This is a genomic window from Streptomyces sp. NPDC017448, from assembly GCF_044330565.1.
GTDB lineage: Bacteria > Actinomycetota > Actinomycetes > Streptomycetales > Streptomycetaceae > Streptomyces.
Window position 1 is genome coordinate 67,083 of record NZ_JBIRLM010000020.1, and the last position, 24,387, is coordinate 91,469.

Genomic DNA, 24,387 nt, shown 5'->3' on the forward strand with positions numbered 1-24,387 from the left:
GCGACCGGACGACCGCGTCCCGCTTCCCACCCTCCGACCCGATCCAGGAGTGGCACCCCATGCGCAGATCCCGCGCCCTCATACCCACCGCCCTGCTCGCCCTGGCGCTGGGCACGACGCCCGCGGGCGCGGCCCCCGCGCCCGGCGCCGGCTCACCGTCGCCCGCCGAGCGGTCCTCCCGCACGCAGCCGGTCAGCCCCGTCTTCCGCTCCCAGCAGCTCGTCTGGCAGCCCTGCTTCCCCGGCCCCGGGGAGGGGCTGCCGCCCGGCGGGGAGCGGCTGGAGTGCTCGACCATGAAGGCCCCCCTCGACTGGAACGACCAGGGGCGGGGCAGCATCGATCTCGCGGTGAGCAGGCTGCGTCCGGTGGACGGCGAGCCGAAGAACCTGTTGCTGACCAACCCGGGCGGCCCCGGCGAGCCGGGGGTGGTCGTTCCCCTGCTGTTCCTCGACCCCGCGCACCGGGCGGTGGCCGACTCCTCGGAGATCGTGGGGATGGACGTCCGGGGCACCGGCGACAGCACGTCGGTCTCCTGCGGCGGCCGGACCATCGGCCGCGACCGGGACGTCCGCGACCGCAGCCGGGCCAACGTGGACGCCATGCTCGACTCGGCGCAGTCCATGGCCCGTGCCTGCCAGCAGGCTTCGGCGCCGCTGGGCGACTTCGTCAACACGGCGCAGACCGTACGGGACTTCGATCTGCTGCGCGCCCTGCTGGGCCACGAGCGCACCAACTGGTTCGGCTTCTCCGCGGGCACCTGGCTGGGGGCGCACTACGCGACGGCGTTCCCGGCGCGGACCGGCCGGTTCGTCCTCGACTCCAGCGTCCCGTTCACCAGGACCTGGCAGCACCACTACGCCTTGCAGCCCATGGGGTTCGAGCGCAGGTTCCGCCAGGACTTCCTGCCCTGGGTCGCCCGTTACGAGCAGGTCTACGGCCTCGGCGGCTCCGCCTCGTCCGTGCGGTCGGGGTACGAGCGCGTCCGGGCCTTTCTGGCCGGACAGCCGCTGCCCCTGGAGGACGGCACCGTCCTGACCGCGACGACGCTCGACTCGCTGATCGCCGGGAGCCTGTACAGCAAGGGGCTCTTCCCCCGGGGCGCCGAGCTGCTCGCCGGCCTGAACGCCGCGATCGGCGGGCCCTCGCCCGAGGCCGCCGGAAAGGGGCTGACGGCCGGGGTCTCCGCGCTGCGGTCGGCCGCCCGGATGCCCGGCGCACCGGCCGGGGCGCCGGACGCCGTCGACGCCACGTTCTACACCGTGGGCTGCAACGACACCCCCTGGTACGGCAACCGGCAGACCCTGGCGGCCACCTCCGCCGCCCAGGGGCGGCTGTTCCCGCTGATCGGCTGGCGCAGCATCGCCGAGCCCTGCGTCTTCTGGAAGCGTCCCGCCGTCCATCTCCCGAAGCCGACGGGGCGCGGCCTCCCGCCGGTGCTGATGGTGCAGTCGGAGCACGACCCGGCGACGCCGATGGAAGGCGCGAAGCTGGCCGCCTCCGAGTTCGCGAACGCACGTCTGCTGCGGGTCACCGACGAGGGCGACCACATGCTGTACGGCAACGGCAACGCGTGCGTCGACGAGGCCGTCAACGCCTACCTGGCCGACGGCGTCCTGCCCCGCCGCGACGCGACGTGCGCGGGCCGGCCCCTGCCGGCGCCCGGGGCCCCGGCCGCGGCGACGGCGGCGCCGGGCGAGCGGCACACCACCGAGCGGCTGGCCGGGTTCGCCGACCGGCTGTCCCGCTGAGGCGGGCCGGCCGGCGGCCCGCCCGCCGACGGCACTGTCCATCGATCGTCTGAATCTTCCGCCGATCTCGCACGAACCATTGCGAGCGGGCCGAGTCGAAGGGATACGCTGCACACGTGAGCGCATCAACTCCGAATTCACCTGGCCGTATTCCTTCCGAACGATTGGGAGTTGACAACGCAGAAATCGCCGGAGCGCTGGACGCCCGGAGATCTCTGGGTATCGAAGCGGAATCGGACATCATCGACAGTTTCATGGAGCGCGCTTCCGCCGCCATCGACGCTCGCGTCGATCAGCGCATCGCGGAATACTCTCCGGCGAGCAACGAGGGTTCGACGGACAGCGGCGGTTTCTGGCTGGCCGCCGTCTCCATCGGTATGGGAATTCCGATCACGGGCGTCGCCACGTCTTTCTCGGATTCCGGCAGCACGCTCGTGGCGGCCATCGCCTGGGCCGGTATCGCGGTGGTCAACGTCGCGTACAACTTCCGCCGGAACCGCTGATCCGGAGCGGTCCGCCCGGAGGCGCCGGGGCGGCGCCGGGCGCCGCTCCCGCCGGGCGGACGCCCCGCCGGCCTGCCCACGTGCACCGGGCGCCCCGGCCGGGGAACACTGTGCGGATGACCTCCGCACAGTGTTCCCCGGCACAGGAACGGGCCCTCCGGCATGTCACGGAGGCGGCGTCGGGTCCTCCGATGGACCCGGATCTGCGGGTGACGCTGAACTTCCACCCGGACCGCCTGCTGGGTACCCGGGCGATCCTGGACGCCACGGCCGCGGACGGCGTCTACCGTTCACAGTTCGTCACCCGGACCGGCAACGGCGGGTTGACCGCCCGTCCGGGCGGTGACCGGTGGCGTTGGGAGAGCCGGATCTTCGGTGGGGCGTACGACCGGGCGGCCGCAGAGGAGCGGCCCGTCTACGGGGCGTTGAACTTCCGCCGCAAGCCGGCCGGCGCGGCGCCGCGGTTCGGCTCGGCCCATTTCCGGCTCGCCGCCGAGACGCTGGCGCGCACCACGTTCTGCTACCCGGACAGCTTTCTGGAGCCCGCGGATTTCGGTGTCGCGGCCCGCATGGGGCTGATCGAACTCGCCCTGGCCGACCGGCAGGACGACCTCGACGACTACGTCGAGGCGCACGTCCACGGCCCGGTCCGGTTGCGGAGCGACGTGGAAGCGCTGGTCCTGGACCCCTGTTACCGGGGCACGGCGGTCGAGGCCGCGGCATCGCGCCTCGGCTGCGCGGTCGAGTGGCACCCCGGTTTCCGGCTCGGGGTCGAGGAACTCCGCCGCCACCCCGGCTACCGGGGCCAGGAGTACGTCGACCTGGGTGTGCGGATCGCGGTCGGAGGCGCGCTCGATCCGCACGTCCTCGGGAACGCCGCACACGCCGGGGACCTCGATCCGCAGGCGCTCAAGAAGGTGTGGCACTGTCTCGCGCGCTTCGGCGCGCCTCGGCCGGGGGCCGCGGCCTCCTGAGGCGTCGCCCTTTCCGGCGGAGGGGCCCCGGCCCGCTCAGCTCGGGCTCGGTGAGGCAGACCTCCGGCTCGCCCTCCCTTCATGAAGGCGCCGCACCCACCGCCTCGCGGCGCGGCCGCGAGGAGAGCCGGTACCGGCCGGTGAGCCGACGATCACGACGGTCGATATCCGCAGGTCAGCGATGCACCGGAGGCGCACGGCCCTGCCATCGCCCCGGTGCGCCCGGCCTGATGCGCCGCCCGGACCGCTTCACCTTTTGTCCCCTATCGCGCATTTTCTCCGTCTTTGCAACCATTGAGGAGATGTCCAGGAGGCGACACGACACACCTCCCCAGCAGGGCCGACCTAGGAGGAGCTTTGAGCGACTTCGAAAGTTCGAGCCGTCCGGACGACGGAACGACGGCGCAGACCGCACGGGACAAGGCCGGTGAAGGCGCCGGTCTGGTGGCCGCCAAGGCCGAGGACGTGGCAGGCACCGCCAGGGAACAGGCAGCCGACGTGGTGGGCGAGGCCACGGCACGGGCCCAGGACGTGCTGGGCGAGTTGCGGAGCCGGCTGGAGGAACAGGCGCGCTCGCAGACACAGCGCCTAGCGGACAACGTGCGGCGGTGGGCCGACGACCTGCACGACATGAGCCGCGACAGCGACAGCGACTCCTCCGCCGTCGGTGCGGTGAAGCAGATAGCGGACCGCGGGCACCAGGCCGCCGCCCGGCTGGAGGAGAGGGGGCCGGACGGACTGCTCAGCGATCTCCAGGACTTCGCCCGCCGCCGCCCCGGCGTCTTCCTGGCGGGCGCGGCGCTGGCGGGCTTCGCCACCGCCCGGCTCGCCAAAGGCGCCAAGGGCGCGGACGGCGGAGGCGGACGGCCTGCGGGCACGGGGGACGACCGGGCGGGCCGGGACGCGCCGCAGGACGGCGCGGGAGGGGCCCGGGGCCTCCGCCCGGCACCGGCCTCGCCGCCTCTCGGGCCGTCCCACGAAGGGGACGGCGTACCGGGACCGGTCCCGGTGAGCGGCCCGCGTTCGGACCTCCGTCAGCCGTAGGCAGAGAGGAACCCAGCCGTGGTCACATCATTTTCGGCACACACCACCGCCCAGCCGCACGCCCCGGCCGCCGGGTCCACCCGGACACCGTCGGCGGACCCTTCCGTCGGGGAGCTGGTCGGTGAAATCAGCGAGGACCTGACGCAGTTGGTGCGCAAGGAGGTCGAACTGGCCAAGGCCGAGGTCAAGGAGAGCGCGACCCGAGCGGGCAAGGCGGGGGGCATGCTCGCCGGCTCCGGGTATGCCGGCCACCTGATGCTGCTGATGGGCAGCCTGGCGGCCGTGTTCGGCCTCGCGCACGTGGTCGATCCGGCCTGGGCCGCGCTCATCGTGACCGGCTTCTGGGCGCTCCTGGCGGCTGTTCTCTTCGTGGTCGGCCGCAAACGCCTCAAGACGGTCAGCGCAAAGCCGGAACGCACTGTGGAAACGCTGAAGGAGGACGTGCAATGGGCACGCAACCCGACGAGTTGAAGTCCGAGGTGGAGGACGTCCGGGCCCACCTCACCCGCAACGTGGACCGTCTCGCGGACAAGGTCTCCCCGGGAAAGGCGGCCCGGCGCAAGGCGGATGCCACGCAGCGGCGGATCACCCGTGTGAAGGAGCGTGTGATGGGTGCGGCGAGCGATACCACGACTTCGGGCAGGCAAGGCGTCGCGGACACGGCCGAACAGGCGGGGGACGCGGTCCGGCACACCGCCGACCAGGTGGGCCGGTCCGTACGCCGGGCCCCCGACCGGATCACGAGCCAGACGCAGGGCAGCCCCGTCGCGGCGGGCCTCATCGCCTTCGGCGCCGGCATGCTCGCGGCCGCGTTGCTCCCCGCCACGGACGCCGAGGAACGCGTCGGCGCACGGCTCCGCGACCACTCCGACGAACTCCTCGAACCCGTGAAGCAGACCGCCCAGGACATCAAGGAGGAGATGCGCGAGCCTGCCGCGGAAGCCGTGGACGCGGTGAAGACCACGGCGCAGGACGCGGCGCAGACCACCGGACAGAAGGCACAGGACGCGGGGCAGGAGGCGGGGGCGGGGCTGCGTGAGGTCGGCCAGGACGCCGCCCGGCAAGCCCGGAGCTGACTCGTCCGCCCCACAGACCGGTCCCGCGAAAGAGGGCCCGGCCGGCGGCCCTTCGCCCCCCGGCCCCGGCCGACGGTCGTCCCGTCCGCTGGGCGGCATGAAGCGGCCGCGCGGTCGCCGGTCGTACACCGTTGAGGTGGTGTGATGCGCATGGTGAACGAACAGCATGGTCAGGGCGGCCCGGGCCCGGAGGGAAGCCGGCCGGGCGCCGGCTCGTCCGTGCGGGCGGACTCCGACCCGCCCGAATCGCCCACGAAGCTCGGCAAGAGGTCGTGGGGCGCGGTGCTGAAACGCACGGTGAGCGAGTTCAAGCGGGACGAGCTGACCGACCGGGCAGCGGCGCTGACGTACTACGGCATCCTGGCCCTTTTCCCGGCCCTGCTGGTCCTGGTCTCCCTGCTCGGCATCGCGGGCGAGGAGACCACCCGGACCGTCCTGGACAACATGCAGAAGCTCGCCCCGGGTGCGGCCCGCGACGTCCTCACCAACGCCGTGACCCAACTGCAGTCCAGCAGTGGAACCGGCTGGGTGATGGCCGTCGTGGGTCTGCTGGCCGCCCTGTGGTCCGCGTCCGGCTACGTGGCCGCGTTCATCCGGACGTCGAACGCCGTGTACGACGTGCCCGAGGGCCGTCCGGCCTGGAAAGTGCTCCCGGTCCGGGTCGGCCTGACGCTGGTGCTGATGGTCCTGGCCTGTGCCAGCGCGCTGATCGTCGTGCTGTCGGGGGGCATCGCCCGCCAGATCGGCACCGCCCTGGGCGTCGGCGACACGGCCATGACCGTCTGGTCGATCGCCAAATGGCCCGTCCTGGTGGTCCTGGTGACCATCATGCTGGCGCTCCTGTACTGGGCGGCGCCGAACGCCAGGGGCCGGGGCTTCACCTTCGTGTCCCTGGGCAGCCTGCTGGCGCTGCTGATCTGGATGGCGGTCTCGGCCGCCTTCGCCTTCTACGTCGCCAACTTCGGTTCCTACAACAAGACCTACGGCGCCCTGGCAGGCGTGATCATCTTCCTGGTCTGGCTGTGGATCACCAACCTGGCGATTCTGCTCGGATTGGAGTTCGACGCGGAAATGACCCGCGAACGGGCGGTCGTCGGAGGACACCCGCAGACGGAGGAGCCGTACGTCGACCCCCGCGACACCCGCAAGTGGACCGACGAGGACCGAAGGTCCATGGGCGACACCGGCCCCGCCGACCCGCGCTCGGACAGGGGCGGCCCCCGCTCGGACGGTAAGGACGACGGCGGCTGAGCCCGCCGGGCCTCCCGCCGCGGGGCCGGGCCGGACCCGGCAGAAGGTAGGTCTAGACCTTTCTGGGGCGGGTAAGCGGAGGAAGGGCCCCGGGGCGGCCCCCCTGAGAAGTCCGGCCGGTCCGCCCTCCGGCAGGACACCCGCCCCGGGGCTCCACCATCCGCGACCACCGCGGAGCGCTCGTCAGGCACAGGCCGGAGGAGCGCACCGCCGGCCGACTGTTCCGAATATCTGACCAAAACCCACGACGCAACGCCCGGCCGAATTTCCGATGGGATATTTTTCAGCGTCCCCGGAGCTCCTGACGCGTTGATTTCTGGATGCAATGCGCCCGCGTGCGCTGGTGGTGAAAAAGGAAGCCTTCCCTCTTCCCTTACTTACTTTCGAGCATGCATGCCTGCGAGTGGATTCCCCGGGGGATACCAAGCGGTTCCGGCCACCTGGCTTGATCGGAGGCGGACCCGCCGGGAACGCCGAACCGTGGAACTTTCAGAGCAACAGGAGCTGTCGAAGGGGCGGTTGACGCTGCACCACGGCAGGGGGGAGCCCTCCTCCCCCTCCTCCCGTAGAGGGTTGCCCGGACGCATGTCGAGGGGCCAAAACGGTGATTGCACTCCTCTGGTGCAGATGAATACCGTCATGCAACGCCACTTTTGTGCACCGGTATTCGCATTCCTATATCGGGGTTTGCATCCGCATGCAGGCTGCTACGGGCAGTGCGACGGGCATTTTTCGAGTGGCGCCCCCACGGCCTGCGGTCCCGCGTTATGCCGGGCCGCATTTCCTTCAGGAGTGGTCCGCTGATGACCATCACCGAACAACCCTTCCTCGGCTGGTCCCCCGAAGCCGTCGTCTTCGACTGCGACGGCACGCTCATGGACACCGAACAGCACTGGCAGGACGCCAGGGTCCGGGCATTGCGGGATTTCGGCCTCCGGCCGGCCCCGGGATTCGCCGAACGCGCCAAAGGCGTCCACTACCTCGCCTGCGGCCGGATGATGGCCGAGGAGGCCGACAAGCCGGAGCTGGCGCCGGAGCTCACCCGGTCCCTGCTCTCCCATTTCCTGGACCGCGTCGCCGACGACCCGGTGACCATGCCCGGCGCGGCCGAGTTCGTCCGGCGCCTGTCCGGCCGGCTTCCCCTGGCAGTGGCGAGCAACTGCCCTCTGGAAGTGGTGGAGCAGTGCCTGGAACAGGCCGGGCTGCTGGCGCACTTCCGCCACATCGTCGTCCCCGACGTTCCCGACGCATACGGTGCGACGCCGCAGAGCGGGGCCCCGGCGGACGCCGTCAGGCCCAAGCCGTGGCCGGACGTCTACGTCACCGCGGCGCTGCTCTGCGGGGCCCGGTGCGAACGGACGCTGGCGGTGGAGGACTCGCTGACGGGGATCGAGTCCGCCCGCCGGGCCGGGCTGCGCGTGGTCGGGGTCGGCCCCCGGCCCGCGGACGGCGGGGGTCCGGTCGACTTGTGGGTGCCCACACTGCGCGCCCCCCAACTGCTGGAGGTGCACTGGGTGCCCCCCGCGTAGCGGCCGCCCGCAAGCCCGGGCGGGCGGCGCACCGCGTCCAGGGGTGCGCCGGGGCCGGGCGCCCCTCGGTGGGCACAGGGCGGCAGGAGCCGCCGGCCTCCCCCGGTACCGGTACCGCCCCCGGTACCGGTACCGCCCCCGGTACCGCCGCAGTGCGGCGGTACCGGGGGCGGGGTACCGGTCACAACCCCCTGCCGCTCCGCGGCAGGCTGGTCGCTCGCGCGGTGGCGTCGTCCGGCCTCCGGCCCCGGGCCAGGGCGAGCGTGGCGGCCAGGACCAGCAGGCAGACCAGCGTGGCCAGTGCTGCGGCGAGGGTCGCGAGGACCCCTCCGCCGTGCAGCGCGGTGGCCAGGGTGGTGGCGGAGGCCTTGGGGATGATCACGTGTGCCGCTGCCAGCAGGCCCGTGAAGAGCACCCCGAGGACCAGGGCGGGCACGGCGTTGCGCAGCAGCATGCCCAGAGCCAGGAGGAGGCAGAGAGCCGCCGTGCCCGCGGAGAGCACGAGGCCGGCCGTGGAGAGGTCGGCGGGGTGGAGCGGGAAGTGCGCGGCGCCGCAGAGCACCAGGACGGCGGCGGCCGCCAGTCGGAGCCAGGGAAGGGTCGACGGACCGGGACGCGTCTCCGGGACGTCCTGGGGATCGGCGGACCTGCGGTCGCGGCCCGGGCGGGAGGAGCGCGCGGGGCCGGAGCCGGGCGGCGCTGCCGGCCGGTTCGCGGTGTGCTCCGGCGCGGCGGGCGCGGGAGCGGCGGCCCCCGGTGCGGGGCTCTGGCGCTCGGAAAGCGCGTCGGCGGCGCCGGCCGGGGACAGGGGCTGCTGATCCCGTGGGGCGGTCGTCGTGCGGTCGGACTGCAACTTACCGATAAGTTCCGCCAGTTCCTCGACCGTGAGCTCGGTGGCGGCGGCGTGCACCGCCTCCTCCCCGGCGTGCTGGTCGTGCGGCGGACGGTGGAGCAGGGCCATGAGCCGGCTGATGTCGCTGATCGGACGGAGTGCGGCTGCGGCGTGGATGGCCTGGTCGGCGCGGTCGACTTCCCGGGGGGCTTCGGAGAGGCGTGCCACCAGTTCGGCGACGTCGTCCACGGGGCGCTCGACGGCGGCGGTGCGTACGGTCTCCCCGGCGGCCTCGTCGCCTTCGGGGGCCTGCTCCAGCAGCCGTATCAGGGCGAGGACCTCGTCCAGGGACCTGATGGTGGCGGCGGTGTGCACGAGTCCGTCGACGGGGTCGGCGCAGACGGCGCAGTCCGGCCGGTCACAGGGGTCGTGCTCCGGCTCGGCGGGGGTGTCGCTCTCGGCTCCCGTCTCGTCTTCGGCCGGGGCCTGGCCGTCGGATTCGGCCTGCGCTGCTGCATCAGCACGGGCCTGGAGGCGGGCGTCGAGAGTTTCGACGGAGTCAGCGGCGGGGTGGACCGGCTGTATCGCCCCCAGGTCGTCGTCTTCTCCGGATGGGTGGATCGGAGAGGGAGTGGCTTCGCGAGGAGTCGTCATGATGACCTTCCGGTTCGCGTCTCCTCCCACCGGCGGCGAGAGGCGGGCATATGCACCCGAAACCTTCCTAAGGGGTGCGCCCGGAGACGGCCATCGGGCAGGGACCACCCGAGTGGCGAGAGCCCGGCGGGGACCGCGCGGCCGACGACCCGGCACAGGGGGAGGCGGCCCTCGGCGCCGGCGACCCCGCCGAAATCCTTCCCCCCCCGGGAGCTCCCCCGCTCGGCGTGCGACCACGGCCGCGCGGTGCGCGGCGCCGCGCCCCGCGCGGCCGGCGGGACGCGTCCGAAGCCCGTGCGAAAGCCCCGGACCCCGCATCGGTACGACGGGGCGCCCGGCCGGTCAGCCCAGGTACTGGCAGAGACCCCGGGGCAGGAACACCCCCCGGCCCGCCCGGCCCGCGTACGTGCGCCGGTCGATGACGACCTCGCCCCGGGAGAGGACGGTCTCGACCTGCCCGGTCACCGTCTTCCCCTCGTACGCCGAGTAGTCGACGTCCATGTGGTGGGTCTCGGCCGACAGCACCTGCGTGGCATGCGGGTCGTAGACGACGATGTCCGCGTCCGAGCCGGGCGCGATGGTGCCCTTGCGCGGGTAGAGGCCGAACATCCGGGCCGGGGACGCGCAGGCGATCTCGATCCAGCGGCGCCGGGAGATGTGCCCGTCCACCACCGCCTGGTGGAGGAGGTCCATGCGGTTCTCCACCCCCGGCAGCCCGTTGGGGATCTTGGAGAAGTCGCCCCGGCCCAGCTCCTTCTGTCCGGTGAAGCAGAAGGGGCAGTGGTCGGTGGAGACCACCTGGAGATCGTCGGTCCGCAGGCCCCGCCACAGCGCCGCCTGGTGCTCCTTCGGCCGCAGCGGGGTCGAGCAGACGTACTTGGCGCCCTCGAACTCCGGCTCGGCGAGGTTGTCGGTGGAGAGGAAGAGGTACTGGGGGCAGGTCTCGCCGAAGACCGGCAGCCCCCTGTCGCGGGCCGTCGCCAGCTCCGCCACCGCCTCCTCGGCCGACACGTGCACGACGTACAGCGGGGATCCGGCGACCCGGGCCAGCTGGATCGCCCGGTGGGTCGCCTCCGCCTCCAGGAGGGCCTTGCGGACCTCACCGTGGTGGCGGGGACCGGTCTCGCCCCGGGCGAGCGCCTGTTCGACGAGGACGTCGATCGCGATGCCGTTCTCGGCGTGCATCATGATCAGCCCGCCGGTCTCCCCGGCCACCTGCATCGCCCGCAGGATCTGGCCGTCGTCCGAGTAGAAGACGCCCGGATACGCCATGAACAGTTTGAACGAGGAGACCCCCGTCTCGATCAGCTTCGGCATCTCCCGCAGCGTGGACTCGTTCACGTCCGACATGATCATGTGGAAGGCGTAGTCGATCGCGCAGTTCCCCTCCGCCTTCTCCATCCAGGCGTCCAGGCCGGCCCGGAGCGCCTGCCCCTTCGCCTGCACCGCGAAGTCGACGATCGTCGTCGTCCCGCCCCACGCGGCCGCCCGCGTCCCCGTCTCGAACGTGTCCGACGCGAACGTGCCGCCGAAAGGCAGCTCCATGTGCGTGTGCGCGTCGACGCCGCCGGGGATCACGTACTTCTGCGACGCGTCGATCACCCGGTCCGCCGTCCATTCCTGCGTCCCCGGCGCCGCCAGCGCCACCACCCGGCCGTGCTCGATCAGCACGTCCGCGTGCACCTCGTCCGCTGCGGTGATCACCAGGCCGCCGGTCACCAGAGTCCGAGTCATTTTCCAGCATTCCCTTCACGCCGGCCACGGACCGGGCCACCGGGGGTGACGGTGCGGCTCATGGCGGCTCCTCGTCTGCGGGGCCGCTCCCGCCGGCCCGGTGGGCGCGGCACGGGGCGGCCCCGCGCGGTTGGTGTGCGTACGGACCGGCGGGGGAGGTCAGCCCGCCGCGTGCAGGGCGCCCGCGAGGATCGCCGCGCCTTCCTCCGCCTCCGCTACGGTCAGGGTCAGCGGCGGGGCGATCCTGAGGACGCTGGTGCCGTGTCCACCGCCCTTGCCGATGAGCAGTCCGCCCGCGCGGGCCGCTTCGAGGACGGCCGCCGCCGCCTCGGGGTCGGCCTCGTCGGTGCCGGGCTTCACCAGCTCGACGCCGATCATCAGGCCCCGGCCGCGCACCTCCCGTACGGCGGGGAACGCGGCGGTGATGCCGCGCAGCCGTTCGATGAGGAGTCCGCCGACGCGCCGGGCGTTGCCCTGGAGGTCGTGTTCCAGCAGGTACGAGAGGTTGGCGAGCGAGGCGGCCATGGTGACGGGCGAACCGCCGAAGGTGGAGATGGAGTTGGCGTCGAGGCAGTTCATCACCTCGGCGCGGGCCACCACACCCCCGACCGACATGCCGTTGCCGATGCCCTTGGCGAAGGTGAGGATGTCCGGCGGGCCGTGCTCGGCGTGTGCCTGCCAGCCCCAGAAGTGGTCGCCCGTGCGGCCCCAGCCGGTCTGCACCTCGTCCGAGATCCACAGCACCCCGTGGCGGTCCAGGACCTGCCGGAACGCGGCGTACAGCCCGTCGGGCGGAGAGGTGAACCCGCCGACCCCCTGAACGGGTTCGGCGATCAGGGCGGCGGGGCCGCGGGTGTGGCCGAGGAGGTCCTCCAGGTCGGCGACGCACGCCTCGATGAACCGGTCGTCGCTCAACTCGGCGTACGGTCCCCGGGTGCGGACGCCGCCGTGGACGTACAGCGTCTGGAGGGGGGACAGACTCGTGGGCGACCACGCCTGGTTGCCGGTGATGGAGACCGTGGAGAACGAGCGCCCGTGGTAGCTGTTGCGCATCGCGAGGATCTGGTTGGACCGGCGGTAGGCGGTGGCGAGCAGCAGGGCCGTGTCGTTGGCCTCGGTGCCGGAGGTGGTGAAGAAGACCCGGGCGTCGGGGATGCCGGAGAGGGCGGCGACCCGTTCGGCCATCTCCACCATGGGCCGGTTGAGGTAGAGGGTGGAGGAGTGGATGATCCGTCCGGCCTGCTCGGCGACCGCCTTGGTGACCTCGGGCAGGGCGTGGGCGGTCATGGTGGTGAGGATGCCACCGAAGAAGTCGAGGTAGCGGTTGCCGTCCGCGTCCCTGACGTACCGGCCTTCGCCGTGGGTGAGTTCGATGGGGTGGCGGTAGTAGAGGGTCAGCCACTCGGGGCTGACGGCGCGGTGGCGCCCGTACAGTCCGCTCACGGCTCCACCAGCCCCCCGTAGGCGTCGGGTCGTCGGTCCCGGTAGAAGGCCCACTGCGCGCGGACCTCCTCGATCAGGTCGAAGTCCAGGTCCCGGACGAGGAGTTCCTCCTCCTTGTCGCTGGCGACCTCCCCGACGAACCGGCCGCGCGGGTCGACGAAGTAACTGGTGCCGTAGAAGTCGTTGTCGCCGTACTCCTCCTGGCCGACGCGGTTGATCGCGGCGACGAAGTACTCGTTGGCGACGGCGGAGGCGGGCTGCTCCAACTGCCAGAGGTGGCTGGAGAGCCCACGCGACGTGGCCGAGGGGTTGTACACCAACTGGGCTCCCCCAAGCCCGAGTTGCCGCCACCCTTCGGGGAAGTGCCGGTCGTAGCAGATGTAGACGCCCACCTTGCCGACGGCGGTGTCGAAGACCGGCCACCCGGCGTTGCCGGGTTTGAAGTAGTACTTCTCCCAGAACCCTTTGACCTGCGGGATGTGGTGCTTGCGGTACTTGCCGAGGTAGGAGCCGTCGGCGTCGATCACGGCGGCGGTGTTGTAGTAGAAGCCGGACCGCTCGATCTCGAAGACCGGGACGACGATCACCATGCCGGTCTCGCGGGCCAGGTCCCGCATGCGGCGGACGGTCGGCCCGTCCGGGACCGGCTCGGCCCAGCGGTAGTGCTCGGGTTCCTGCACCTGGCAGAAGTAGGGGGCGTTGAACACCTCCTGGAACCCGATGATCCTCGCACCCTGCCGGGCGGCCTCGCGCGCGTGCTCCTCGTGCTTGGCGATCATGGACTCGGTGTCGCCGGTCCAGGTGGCCTGGACGAGGGCGGCGCGTACGACGTGGGACATGGGCTGCTCCTTCGACGCGGCGTCAGAGAGCCCTCGGCGTCTCTACGCACGTAGACCGGTGCATGGAGGGAGAACGTAAGCCCGTCCGTCCGGCGGGGCAAGACCATCGCCGTGAACCGGTGGAGTCGATCATGTTTCGCACCCGACCGGTCCACAACGGACACGCGCCCCCGTCGCCCGGCCCCTCCCGCCCCCGTGCGACGGCACGCCCCCGCGCAGCGGCACGCCCCCCGCGCGACGGCCGTCGCGCGGACCCGCGCCGCAGCGCTCCGGCCCTCTCGTCCCGCGCCCGGATCAGAAGGTGACGGCGATCCCGGTGTGCGGGCGCTTGCCGAGGCGGGCGATCGTGGACGGCCAGTCGACGAGCCGGAACTTCCAGGTGTACTTGCGGGCCAGAAGCTTGCGCACCGCGCGGGTGCCGTCCTCGTCGAGCAGCTTCGCCGTGCCCTCCGCGCTGGGGGCCCCGTCGGCGATCCTGCCGCGTACGTCGCAGACGGTGACGACGACCCTGTCGTTGGCGCGCAGCCGCTTGACCTTCCACGAGTCGGAGCGGGTCCAGACGTACAGCACACCGTCCTCGGCCGCGGCCCAGACCGGCGTCGCGACCGGGGTGCCGTTCTTCCGGTACGTGGTCAGGCTGACGTACTCGCTGCGGGCGAAGTCCTGGAGGGTCACGGCGCGACCCTACGCGCCCTCGGCGGCGCGGCGCGCACGGACCCCCGCCGCCCGCCTAGGCGATCAGCGGCTCGGCGGCCCGTTCCGGGGCGCAGCGGCCGAGGATGTCGTCCATGGAGAGGCCCAGCGCGCCGGCGAGGGCGGCCACCGTGAAGAAGGCGGGGGTGGGGGCGCGACCGGTCTCGATCTTCCGGAGGGTCTCCGCGGAGATGCCGGCGCTCGCGGCGACGGCCGCCATGCTGCGCTCCCCGCGCGCCGCGCGGAGCAGCGCGCCGAGCCGTTCGCCGCGCAAGCGCTCTTCGGGTGTCAGAGGGGTGCGGACCATGCTCCCACCCTACTACGGAACACCTTTTCTTATACCGTCATTACTATACCGCTTCGACCGGTATAGTAATGGGCATGGTGCACATCAAGACGGACACAGACATCGCGGCGATGCGCGAGGCCGGCCGGGTCGTCGCGCGGATCCTCGCCCGGGCGCGCGAGGTGGCGGCGGTCGGCGTGACCCCGCGCCGACTGGACGAGGCCGCCCGCGAGGTGCTGAGCGAGGCCGGCGCCTCCTCCCCCTTCCTGAACTACAAGCCGCACTTCGCGCCCACCCCCTTCCCTGCCGTGATCTGCGTCTCGGTCAACGACGCGGTCGTGCACGGCATCCCCTCCGCCGAGCCGCTGCGCGACGGGGACCTGGTGAGCGTGGACGCGGGCGCGCTCCTCGGCGGCTGGGCCGGCGACTCCGCGGTCAGCTTCACCGTGGGCGAGCCCCGCCCCGAGGACACCCGGCTCATCGCCACCGCCGAGGAGGCGCTGGCGGCCGGGATCGGCGCGGCCGTGGTGGGCAACCGGATCGGCGACATCGCCCACGCGATCGGCACGGTCTGCCGCGACGCGGGCTACGGCATCCTGGAGGGCTACGGCGGGCACGGCATCGGCCGGTCCATGCACGAGGACCCGTCGGTGCCGAACGAGGGACGGCCGGGCCGGGGCATGGTCCTGCGGCACGGGATGGTCCTGGCCGTCGAGCCCATGCTGCTCGCCGGGGGCCTCGACGAGTTCCGCCACGACGAGGACGGCTGGACGCTGCGGACCACCGACGGCAGCCGGGCCTCGCACGCCGAGCACACGGTGGCGATCACCGACGAGGGCCCGCGCGTCCTCACCGCGCTGTAGGCGGTCCGGGCGGGACGCGGTACGTGGCGTCGCACGCGGCGCGGACGGTGGATGCGGCGGACCGCGGGGCGGGCGAACGGGGGCGCGGCGTGCGGAGGGGCCTTCCCCTCCCGCGGCGGGGCGCATGCGGGCCCCGCCCCGTCTCCCCCCGGGACCGGTACCACGACGCGTCGCGCGGCACCGGCCCCGTCGCCCCTGCCGCGTCCGGCCGGGTCAGCGTCCGCCGCCCGGACGCACCACCATCGCCGAGCCGCCGCCCCGGCGCACCTTTTCGGCCGCCGCCAGCCAGCGGCCGTCCGGCAGCCGCTGCACGCCGGTGGCGGCTCCGATCTCCGGGTTCTGACGGAAGGCGTGGCCGAGCTTCTCCAGCTCCGTGCGGACCGGGCTGTTCCACAGCTCCGGCTCGATCTCGGTCGTCGGCGCGTTGCGCTGGCTGGCGCGCGGCGCGGCGATCGCGTCGACCAGCGGGAGCCCTCGGTCCAGGTGGCCGGTGAGCGACTGGAGGACGGTCGTGATGATGGTGGCGCCGCCCGGCGAGCCGAGGGCCAGCACCGGCTTGCCGTGCTTCACCACGATGGTCGGGGAGATCGACGAACGCGGGCGCTTGCCCGGGCCCGGCAGGTTCGGGTCGTGGACCGCCGGGTCGGCCGGCGCGAACGAGAAGTCGGTCAGCTCGTTGTTGAGCAGGAAGCCGCGTCCGGGCACGGTGATGGCGCTGCCGCCGGTGGACTCGATCGTCAGCGTGTAGGCGACGACGTTGCCCCACTTGTCGGCGGTGGTCAGGTGCGTGGTGTTCTCCCCCTCGAACGTCGTCGGGACGGCCGTGCCACCGCTGCCGCACCGCTCGGGGTTTCGCGGGTCGCCCGGCGCCAGCGGGCTGGTCAGCGCCTTGTCGTCGCGGATCAGGCACTCCCGGGCGTCCGCGAACCGCTGGCTCAGCAGTTCCTGGGTGGGGACGTCCTCGAAAGCCGGGTCGCCGACCCAGCGGCCCCGGTCGGCGAACGCGATGCGGCTCGCCTCGATGAGCCGGTGCAGGTACTGGACCCGGTCGGCGCGGGAGAGGTCGGTGGACTCCAGGATGTTGAGGGCCTCGCCCACACTGGTGCCGCCCGAGGAGGAGGGGGCCATCCCGTAGACGTCCAGACCCCGGTACCTCACCTTCGTCGGATCCTTGCGCAGGGTCCGGTAGGACGCCAGGTCCTTGCGGGTCAGGTCTCCGGGGCGGACGACCCGCGTGGCGTCCGGGTCGACGGGGGGCTTGCGCACGGTGCGCACGATGTCGTCGGCCAACTCGCCCCGGTACAGCTCCCCCACGCCCTCGCGGCCCAGTTTCTCGTACGTACGGGCCAGGTCGGGGTTCTTGAACACCGAGCCGACCGCCGGAAGTCGGCCGCCGGGGAGGAACAGCTCGGCGGAGGCGGGGAAGTCGGCGAACCGGGCCTGGTTGGCGGCCGTCTGCGAACGGAAGGTGTCGTCCACGACGAAGCCGTCCCGCGCCAGGCGTTCGGCCGGTTCCAGCAGCGTGCGCAGGGACTTGCTGCCCCAGGCGTCCAGCGCCCGCTCCCAGGTCGCCGGTGTCCCGGGGGTGCCGACGCCGAGGCCGCTGGTCATGCCCTCCTCGAACGGGATCGGCTTGCCGTCCTCCAGGAAGAGGGAGGAGTCGGCGCTGCGGGGCGCGGTCTCGCGGCCGTCGATCGTGCGTACGGTGCGGGTCTTCGCGTCGTAGTGGACGAAGTAGCCGCCCCCTCCGATGCCCGCCGAGTACGGCTCCGTCACACCGAGCGCCGCCGCCGTGGCCACGGCGGCGTCCACCGCGTTGCCGCCCTTGCGCAGCACCTCGATCCCGGCGGCCGAGGCGTCCGGGTCGACGCTCGCCACGGCTCCCCCGTGGCCCACCGCCACCGGGGACTTGGGTGGCGCGGGCCGCGCGGCGGTGGGCGGCGCCGAGGCCGCCGGGGCGGCGGCTCCCACCGACGCCACCACGGCGAGGACGGCCAACAGCGACGTGTTCCGGCCGACGGAACGGCGCATACGTACCTCCAGTCAACGGATCTCCCGCCGCAGGGTAGTCCCGGAGGGGACGGATCGTCAGGACCGCCTCGAACGGTTACCCGAATGACCGATACCATGCGCGCCCATGACGGACGACGTGCGCAACATCGTGCTGGGCGTGATAGCCACCGGGATCAGCGCCTCACTGGGCTGGATCGCCCGTACCTGGCTCTGGCGCCGGGGGCTCCGTCGCAAACAGGCGTTCTTCGGATTGCCGTCGCACTCCGAGTGCCTGCTCGTCGTCAACCGCTACGCCGGCGCCGAAGGGTCCGTCCACCGCCACGACGCCTTCGCCCTGCTCGAACTCTCCGCGCTCATCAAGGACTGCGGGGCCCAAGCCCGGATCGTCACCCACGACGCGGCGCGGCAGGGGTTCGGGGAGCGTACGGAGTTCTGCGTCGGCGGGCCGACGTCCAACCAGCGGATGGCCGCACATCTGCGGACCCTGCTGCCCGGGGTGCGGATCAACGTCGAACAGGAACCGGGCCCGGACCGGGTGGCGTTCCAGATCGGTTCGGAGCGCTACCGCATGGAGCCGGGGACCTCCGAGTACGTCCTGCTCGCTCGACTGACGGGCGGTCAGGACGCGCGTCCCGTCTTCCTGTTCTGCGGCCAGCGGGCCATCACCAACCAGGCGGCCACCCGTTATGCCGTCCGTCACCATGAGCGGCTGCGTCGCGAGCACGGCGCCGCGTCGTTCTGCCTGCTGCTGCGGGTCGTCAACTCCGATGCGTACGGCCCCGATGTGGTCGAGCTGGTCGGGGATGTGACACGCGAGGCCCAGACCCCCGCGCCCAGTGCCCCGGCCCCGCACCGGGCAGGCCGCTGACCCACCCCTGCCACCGCCATCGCCCGTGCCGCCGCGCCCGCACGGCCGCGGCGGCGATCTCGCCCACAACGCGCACGGGCCGACCGGAGCGCGGAGTGCGCCCCGAGGCGGTCCGGTGGCCCCGGTTCCGCCCTCCGACCGCTACTGACGCCGCGTCCAACAATCGTTACCTTCACGCAACGCACCCGGTGGTTACCAGCGGTAAACGACCGGGGTTACCGTCGGGTCACTTTGTACTGGCACGCCTGAGGAGTGACCCGTGGTTCGTCCGAAACCGGCACTGCGCACCACCGCTTCGATCACCACCGCCGCCGTCCTGCTCGCCGGGGCCGCGCTCGGCGCAGCCCCGGCCGCGACGGCCGCCCCCACCGGCGCTTCCGCTCCCACGAGCACGACGGCGAAGGGCCTGACGTTCCACGACATCCCCGGATCCGGCGGCATCACGCTCAAGGGCAACGTCGTCGCCCCCACGGGAGCGCCCGCGGGGGCGAAGCACCCCCTCATCGTCTTCCCGACGAGCTGGGCGATGCCGCAGATCGAGTACCTGGCGCAGGCCCAGAAGCTCGCCGACTCCGGTTACGTGGTGGTGAGTTACACCTCGCGCGGCTTCTGGCTCTCCGGCGGTGAGATCGAGGTCGCCGGTCCGCCGGACATCGCGGACGCCTCCGCCGTCATCGACTGGGCGCTGAAGCACACCTCCGCCGACCCCGACCGCATCGGCATGGGCGGCGTCTCCTACGGGGCCGGCATCAGCCTGCTGGCCGCCGGGCACGACCCGCGTATCAAGGCGGTCGCCGCCCTCAGCGGGTGGGCCGATCTGATCGACTCGATCTACAGCGGGCGCACCCAGCACCTCCAGGCCGCCGCCCTGCTCGGCGGCGCGGGCCTGGTCACCGGCCGGCCGAGCGACGAACTCACGCGGACGCTCAAGGACTTCCTCGGCTCCAACCTGGACAAGGAAGCGGAGATGATCGCCTGGGGGAAGAAGCGCTCCCCCGCCGCCCACCTGGACGCGATCAACGCCAACGGCGCCGCCGTCATGATGGGCAACGCCTGGGGCGACACGATCTTCCCGCCCAACCAGTACGCCTCGTTCTACGACAAGCTCACCGGCCCCAAGCGGCTGGAGTTCCGCCCCGGTGACCACGCCACCGCCGAGCTGACCGGTCTGTTCGGGCTGCCCAACGACACCTGGACGAGCACTCGCCGCTGGTTCGACCGCTACCTCAAGGACGAGCACAACGGCATCGACACCGAGCCACCCGTCCAGCTCAAGTCCCGTACGGGCGAGGGGTACGAGGGGTACCCGGACTGGAAATCGGTCGGCGCGGTGCGGAGCCGCATCCCGCTGGACGAATCCAAGAAGGTCTGGGCGAACGTCGATTCGGGGGCGAACGGCGGCATCACGCTGCTGTCCAACGCCCTGGACCAGTTCCTCAAGCTCCCGCCGACGGTCTCCGTGCCGCTGCTGCCGCGCACGTTCGCGAGCGTGTGGCAGTCGGAGCGGTACGCCACCGAGCAGCGCGTCCGGGGGACGTCCCGGCTGCACACCACGGTCACCAGCACGAAGCCGAGCGGCACCTTCGTCGCGTACCTCTACGACGTGGGGCCCCTCGGCGTCGGCAAGCTGGTGAGCAACGCTCCGTACACCTTCCACGGGCAGACGCCGGGCCGGCCGTTCCCCGTCGACCTGGAGCTGTACTCCACGGCCTACGACGTCCCGGCCGGTCACCGGCTCGCCCTGGTGATCGACACCGTCGATCCGCTGTACATCGAGCACAACCCGACCGGCGCGCAGCTGACCTTCTCCTCGCCCGGCACGGACCCGAGTCATCTCTCGGTCCCGCTGCGCGAGAAGTGATCACCGGCTGCTGCCGGGCGGGCACTGCCCGGCTGCTGCCCTCACGGCAGCAGCGTTCCTGGATCGGTCGGGCCCACCCCGACCGCTTCGGTCTTGAGGTTGCGCCGCTCCCTCCTGGCCACCCAGGTGGCGAACCAGGAGAGCAGCATGCACAACCCGATGTAGATCGGAGAGATCACCATCACGACGGGGATGAAGGGAAGATCGTAGTCGAGATTGGAGGCGATGAGCTTCCCGGCGTGGAGGAATTCCTCGTAGGTGATCAGGTAGCCGAGCGAGGTGTCCTTGAGCGCGACCACCAGCTGGCTGATGATGGTCGGCAGCATCGCGCGGACCGCCTGGGGGGCCAGGACGAAGGTGGTGACCTGCGTCTTGCGCATGCCGAGGGCGTACGCGGCCTCGCGCTGGCCCCGGTCCACGGAGTTGATCCCGGTGCGGAACACCTCCGCGAGGACGGAGCCGTTGTAGAGCGTGAGGCCGGCTACCAGGGCGGGCAGCGGCTGGACCTTCAGCGCCACGAAGATGAAGAAGATCATCACCAGCACCGGCATGGCCCGGAAGAACTCGACCAGGACCGTGGAGATCCAGCGCAGCACCCGGTGCTCGGAGAGCCGGCCGACCGCGAGGACCGCGCCGAGGACGAGCGAGAGGACCGCCGCGTAGGCGAACGCCTTGAGGGTGTTGCCGAGGCCGCGCAGCAGCAGTTCCTGAATGCCCTTGTACTCGAAGGGCGTCCACTTCTGCGCGGTGAACTGACCGGTGTCGAAGAGGAGGTAGACGATCCAGCCGAACAGCACGGCGATCAGGACCGTCGCGGCGATCCCGTACAGGCGGTGGCGTCTGCGGGCCACCGGGCCGGGGATGTCGTAGAGCGCGGTGGCGCCGGGCGCGGCCGGCCTGCGGTTGCGGGTCTTGGTCATCGTGCCACTCCCCAGCGCTTCTCCATCACGGTGAACAGCGCGCTGATGGTCAGGGTGATGATGAGGTAGCCGACGGCGATCCAGACGAAGGACCAGATGATGCTGTAGCCCAGCTCGTTGAGCGTCTTGTAGGTGCCGAGGAGTTCGGTGACGCTGAACGCCCCGGCGATCGCGGAGTTCTTCGCCAGCGCGATCAGGGTGGAGCCGACCGGCGGGATCACCGACCGGAACGCCTGCGGCAGGACCACGGCGGCCAGGGTCTGGCCGAAGTTCATCCCGAGGCTGCGGGCGGCTTCGCCCTGGCCCGTGGGCACGGTGTTGATGCCGGAGCGCAGCACCTCGCAGATGAAGGCCGAGGTGTAGCAACCGAGCGCGATGACGGCGAAGACCTGGAAGGGCAGGACCAGCCCGAAGCGGGGCAGGCCGAGCAGGACCGCGAAGAACAGCAGGGTCAGCGGGGTGTTGCGGAGCACGGTGACCCAGACCGTGCCGAGCACCCGGAGGGCGGCGACGGGCGCGACCCGGAAGGACGCCATCAGGAAACCGAGGACGAGTGCCAGTACCGAGGCGTAGACGGCGAGTTGGACCGTGCCGAGGAATCCCTTGCCGTAGAGGGAGAAGTTCTCTGTCAGTACATCCATGGGTGGCCGTCCCCTCAGGTCGCCGGGTAGCGGTCGATGGGCGGCGGGGCCGGGGCGGGCGCTCCGGAGAGCCCCAGCGTCGCTTCGTACGCCTTCTTCCAGTTGCCGTTCTTCTCGTTGGCCTCCAGCGCGTCGTTGAGCGCCTCGCGCAGGGCGTTGTCGGCGCGCGGGACGCCGATGCCGTACGGCTCCTTCGAGAAGGGCTTGCCGACGACCTTCATCTCGTCCGGCGCCTTGGCCGCGAAGCCCAGCAGGATCGCGTCGTCGGTGGTGACGGCGTCGACCTGGTAGGTGAGGAGGTTGTCGACGCAGATGGAGTACGTGTCGTACGCGACGAGGGTCGCCCGGGGGTAGTCGGCGGCGATCCGCTGGTAGGGCGTGGACCCGGCCGCCGAGCAGACGGTCCTGCCCCCCAGGTCCTGGGGCCCGTGGATGTCGTCCTCGTCGGTGCGCACGAGCAGCCCCTGGCCCGCCATGTAGTACGGGCCGGCGAAGCCGACGAGCTTCTTGCGCATGTCGTTGATGGTGTAGGTGCCGACGTAGTAGTCGATCTGGCCGTTCTGCAGGGCGGTCTCGCGGTTGGCGGAGGCGATCGTCCGGAAGCGGATCGACTTCGGTTCGAAGCCGAGGGAGGCCGCCATCATCCGGGCGATCTCGATGTCGAACCCGGTGTAGGCCCCGCTCGCCGGGTCCTTCTCCCCCAGGTACGGCTGGTCCTCCTTGGCGCCGACCGTGAGATGGCCGCGCTTCTTCGCCCTGGTCCAGGTGCGGGAGTCGGGCAGGTCGAAGCCGGTGTCGACCCGGTAGACGGGCAGCGCCTCGGCCTTGGGCCCCTTGACGGGCGGGCTGCCGTCCTTGCCGCAGCCGGCGGCGAGCGCGGCGAGCAGGAGACCGGCCACGAGGGCGGTGCCCGTACGCGTGTTCCTCGTACGCAACATGGAAGCCCCCCTCAGTGCTTGAGGATCTTGGACAGGAAGTCCTTGGCGCGGTCGCTCGACGGGGACGTGAAGAAGTCCTCGGGAACGCGGTCCTCGACGATGCAGCCGTCGGCCATGAAGACGACGCGGTTGGCGGCGGACCGGGCGAAGCCCATCTCATGGGTGACGACGATCATCGTCATCCCCTCCCGGGCCAGCTGCTGCATGACCTCCAGGACCTCGTTGATCATCTCCGGGTCGAGCGCGGAGGTGGGTTCGTCGAAGAGGAGCGCCTTGGGATCCATGGCCAGGGCGCGGGCGATCGCGACGCGCTGCTGCTGGCCGCCGGAGAGCTGGGCGGGGAACTTGTCGGCGTGGGCGGCCAGGCCGACCCGCTCCAGCAGCTCCCGGGAGCGCCGGTCCGCCTCGTCCTTCTTGCGCTTGCGGACCTTGATCTGGGCCAGCGAGACGTTGTCCACCACGGTCTTGTGCGCGAAGAGGTTGAACGACTGGAAGACCATGCCGACTTCGGCGCGGAGCTGGGCCAGGCCCTTGCCCTCGGCGGGAAGGGGCCGCCCGTCGATGGTGATGCTGCCGGACTCGACCGTCTCCAGCCGGTTGATCGCCCGGCACAGGGTGGATTTCCCGGAACCGGAGGGGCCGATGACCACCACCACCTCCCCGCGGCCGACGGTGAGATGGATGTCCTGAAGTACGTGCAACTCCCCGAAGTGTTTGTTGACGTCCCTCAGTTCGATCAACGGATCGACGGCCATGCGCTGCCCTACCCACTTGTCGCTGTGTCGAGGTCAGCGCAAACTATCCATCGCGAAAAGGGACTTCGCACCCGACACGCGTGAATGGTGCAAAAGGCTGTTTATCTCTTCAGGTGATGAGATCCGCGACCGATCGCCGCCGGGGAGGTCAGCTCTCGGCCGACTCCGCGTAGACCTGGGAGAGCTCGGGACTGCCGGACACGGCCCACTCCAGCCCGGCGGCGACCACGTCGATCTCCCGGCCGGACTCCAGCCGCACCACGGGCTGCCCGCTCGGCCAGACGTCCCAGGCCGCCCCGGGGACGGTCCGTACGATCACCGTACCGAGGTAGAGGCCGGCGTCGTTGCCGAGCCAGGGAAGCTCCTCGGGGTCGTCGCGCCAGCGGGGCGACAGCTGGTCGAGCGCGGCCAACGAAGCGGGGGCGTCGTCGAGTTCCAGCCCTTGCTGCCCCGCTCGGACACGCAGCAGCTCGCACTCGGCGAGCAGCTCGGCCACGCCGTCGGGATCCGTCTCGACGGCGGCGGCGAGCGCGGCCCCCCGCGTACCACCCTGACGCTTACGCCAGTTGTCCAAGAAAGGGATGTTCAACTCTCTGCCCCTTCAGATCGCGGATCGGCTGGATAGCAGGCACCCCTTGAAATTCACCCCGCCCGGGTTGCTCCGTCGCCTGACCCTGGTCAGCTCCAGTTCGCCCACACTCGCCATGATCATCTCCTACATGTCTCCCACTTGCCCCCACAGGAAGCAAGAGAGCAACTCCCCCTGAAGTGCAGCCATCGGTTCACCATGACACAAAACCGACCTCGGGTCGCCGCACCTTGGGGGTGTGGACCGCGACCCGAGGCCGACGAGGTACCCAACGGCGAGCGGGATGCCGCGTTGGTGACTTATTGAGCCGAACAGAAGTTCGGCGTAACGGGA

23 protein-coding genes are annotated in these 24,387 nt (G+C 71.6%); 11 read left to right on the forward strand and 12 right to left on the reverse strand.

Annotated elements, in window-relative coordinates:
• Positions 1-59 precede the first annotated feature (59 nt).
• The 8 genes from ACH4K1_RS26940 to ACH4K1_RS26975 all read left to right on the forward strand — a co-directional run bounded on the left by ACH4K1_RS26940 (position 60) and on the right by ACH4K1_RS26975 (position 8,125).
• Positions 60-1,748 (forward strand): alpha/beta hydrolase, encoded by a 1,689-nt coding sequence (locus ACH4K1_RS26940; RefSeq protein ID WP_398092164.1) that lies wholly within the window; start codon positions 60-62, stop codon positions 1,746-1,748.
• Between the two features lie 116 nt (positions 1,749-1,864).
• Positions 1,865-2,251, forward strand: coding sequence for a hypothetical protein (locus tag ACH4K1_RS26945; protein WP_398092165.1), 387 nt, complete (start codon positions 1,865-1,867; stop codon positions 2,249-2,251).
• Positions 2,252-2,442: 191 nt separating this feature from the next.
• Positions 2,443-3,225, forward strand: a complete 783-nt coding sequence (locus tag ACH4K1_RS26950) for a DUF3626 domain-containing protein (protein ID WP_398092166.1) — start codon at positions 2,443-2,445, stop codon at positions 3,223-3,225.
• 357 nt (positions 3,226-3,582) lie between these two features.
• Positions 3,583-4,269, forward strand: coding sequence for a hypothetical protein (locus tag ACH4K1_RS26955; protein ID WP_398092167.1), 687 nt, complete (start codon positions 3,583-3,585; stop codon positions 4,267-4,269).
• A gap of 18 nt (positions 4,270-4,287) precedes the next feature.
• Positions 4,288-4,740, forward strand: a complete 453-nt coding sequence (locus ACH4K1_RS26960; protein WP_398092168.1) for a phage holin family protein — start codon at positions 4,288-4,290, stop codon at positions 4,738-4,740.
• Complete coding sequence (locus ACH4K1_RS26965; protein ID WP_398092169.1) at positions 4,716-5,345, forward strand: DUF3618 domain-containing protein; 630 nt, start codon at positions 4,716-4,718, stop codon at positions 5,343-5,345. The genes ACH4K1_RS26960 and ACH4K1_RS26965 overlap by 25 nt, the downstream gene beginning before the upstream one ends.
• A gap of 150 nt (positions 5,346-5,495) precedes the next feature.
• Positions 5,496-6,596, forward strand: a complete 1,101-nt coding sequence (locus tag ACH4K1_RS26970; protein WP_398092170.1) for a YihY/virulence factor BrkB family protein — start codon at positions 5,496-5,498, stop codon at positions 6,594-6,596.
• Positions 6,597-7,399: 803 nt separating this feature from the next.
• Positions 7,400-8,125, forward strand: a complete 726-nt coding sequence (locus ACH4K1_RS26975) for an HAD family hydrolase (RefSeq protein WP_398092171.1) — start codon at positions 7,400-7,402, stop codon at positions 8,123-8,125.
• A gap of 181 nt (positions 8,126-8,306) precedes the next feature.
• On the opposite strand, the gene ACH4K1_RS26980 is transcribed toward ACH4K1_RS26975, so the two are convergent.
• The 6 genes from ACH4K1_RS26980 to ACH4K1_RS27005 form a co-directional block, all read right to left on the reverse strand.
• The gene (locus ACH4K1_RS26980) at positions 8,307-9,611 is read right to left on the reverse strand and encodes a hypothetical protein (protein WP_398092172.1); all 1,305 of its coding nucleotides are present in this window, start codon (positions 9,609-9,611) and stop codon (positions 8,307-8,309) included.
• A gap of 342 nt (positions 9,612-9,953) precedes the next feature.
• Complete coding sequence (hydA, locus tag ACH4K1_RS26985) at positions 9,954-11,345, reverse strand: dihydropyrimidinase (protein WP_398092173.1); 1,392 nt, start codon at positions 11,343-11,345, stop codon at positions 9,954-9,956.
• Between the two features lie 159 nt (positions 11,346-11,504).
• Positions 11,505-12,788 (reverse strand): aspartate aminotransferase family protein, encoded by a 1,284-nt coding sequence (locus ACH4K1_RS26990; protein ID WP_398092174.1) that lies wholly within the window; start codon positions 12,786-12,788, stop codon positions 11,505-11,507.
• Positions 12,785-13,627, reverse strand: coding sequence for a nitrilase-related carbon-nitrogen hydrolase (locus ACH4K1_RS26995; RefSeq protein WP_228989053.1), 843 nt, complete (start codon positions 13,625-13,627; stop codon positions 12,785-12,787). Before ACH4K1_RS26995 ends, ACH4K1_RS26990 begins: the two co-directional genes overlap by 4 nt.
• 294 nt (positions 13,628-13,921) lie before the next feature.
• Positions 13,922-14,302, reverse strand: a complete 381-nt coding sequence (locus ACH4K1_RS27000) for a PPOX class F420-dependent oxidoreductase (protein ID WP_398092175.1) — start codon at positions 14,300-14,302, stop codon at positions 13,922-13,924.
• Positions 14,303-14,357: 55 nt separating this feature from the next.
• Positions 14,358-14,627, reverse strand: a complete 270-nt coding sequence (locus ACH4K1_RS27005) for a helix-turn-helix domain-containing protein (RefSeq protein ID WP_398092176.1) — start codon at positions 14,625-14,627, stop codon at positions 14,358-14,360.
• Positions 14,628-14,701: 74 nt separating this feature from the next.
• Here ACH4K1_RS27005 and map point away from each other — a divergent pair, with 74 nt between their 5' ends.
• Positions 14,702-15,469: a type I methionyl aminopeptidase gene (gene map, locus ACH4K1_RS27010; protein WP_398092177.1), complete on the forward strand. Its 768-nt coding sequence runs from the start codon at positions 14,702-14,704 to the stop codon at positions 15,467-15,469.
• 213 nt (positions 15,470-15,682) lie between these two features.
• Here the strand turns inward: map and ggt are convergent, their stop codons facing one another.
• The gene (gene ggt / locus ACH4K1_RS27015; RefSeq protein ID WP_398092178.1) at positions 15,683-17,500 is read right to left on the reverse strand and encodes a gamma-glutamyltransferase; all 1,818 of its coding nucleotides are present in this window, start codon (positions 17,498-17,500) and stop codon (positions 15,683-15,685) included.
• 106 nt (positions 17,501-17,606) lie between these two features.
• Here ggt and ACH4K1_RS27020 point away from each other — a divergent pair, with 106 nt between their 5' ends.
• Both ACH4K1_RS27020 and ACH4K1_RS27025 read left to right on the forward strand, forming a co-directional pair.
• The gene (locus ACH4K1_RS27020; protein ID WP_398092179.1) at positions 17,607-18,350 is read left to right on the forward strand and encodes a hypothetical protein; all 744 of its coding nucleotides are present in this window, start codon (positions 17,607-17,609) and stop codon (positions 18,348-18,350) included.
• Positions 18,351-18,609: 259 nt separating this feature from the next.
• The gene (locus ACH4K1_RS27025) at positions 18,610-20,211 is read left to right on the forward strand and encodes a CocE/NonD family hydrolase (RefSeq protein ID WP_398092180.1); all 1,602 of its coding nucleotides are present in this window, start codon (positions 18,610-18,612) and stop codon (positions 20,209-20,211) included.
• A gap of 41 nt (positions 20,212-20,252) precedes the next feature.
• On the opposite strand, the gene ACH4K1_RS27030 is transcribed toward ACH4K1_RS27025, so the two are convergent.
• The 5 genes from ACH4K1_RS27030 to ACH4K1_RS27050 all read right to left on the reverse strand — a co-directional run bounded on the left by ACH4K1_RS27030 (position 20,253) and on the right by ACH4K1_RS27050 (position 24,054).
• A complete protein-coding gene (locus ACH4K1_RS27030) occupies positions 20,253-21,131 on the reverse strand; it encodes an amino acid ABC transporter permease (RefSeq protein WP_398092181.1) in 879 nt (292 codons plus the stop codon).
• Complete coding sequence (locus ACH4K1_RS27035; RefSeq protein ID WP_398092182.1) at positions 21,128-21,772, reverse strand: amino acid ABC transporter permease; 645 nt, start codon at positions 21,770-21,772, stop codon at positions 21,128-21,130. Before ACH4K1_RS27035 ends, ACH4K1_RS27030 begins: the two co-directional genes overlap by 4 nt.
• A 14-nt stretch (positions 21,773-21,786) precedes the next feature.
• Positions 21,787-22,710, reverse strand: a complete 924-nt coding sequence (locus tag ACH4K1_RS27040; RefSeq protein ID WP_398092183.1) for a glutamate ABC transporter substrate-binding protein — start codon at positions 22,708-22,710, stop codon at positions 21,787-21,789.
• Positions 22,711-22,721: 11 nt separating this feature from the next.
• A complete protein-coding gene (locus ACH4K1_RS27045) occupies positions 22,722-23,465 on the reverse strand; it encodes an amino acid ABC transporter ATP-binding protein (RefSeq protein ID WP_228989044.1) in 744 nt (247 codons plus the stop codon).
• A gap of 148 nt (positions 23,466-23,613) precedes the next feature.
• Positions 23,614-24,054: a DUF6278 family protein gene (locus tag ACH4K1_RS27050; protein ID WP_398092184.1), complete on the reverse strand. Its 441-nt coding sequence runs from the start codon at positions 24,052-24,054 to the stop codon at positions 23,614-23,616.
• Between the last annotated feature and the right edge of the window lie 333 nt (positions 24,055-24,387).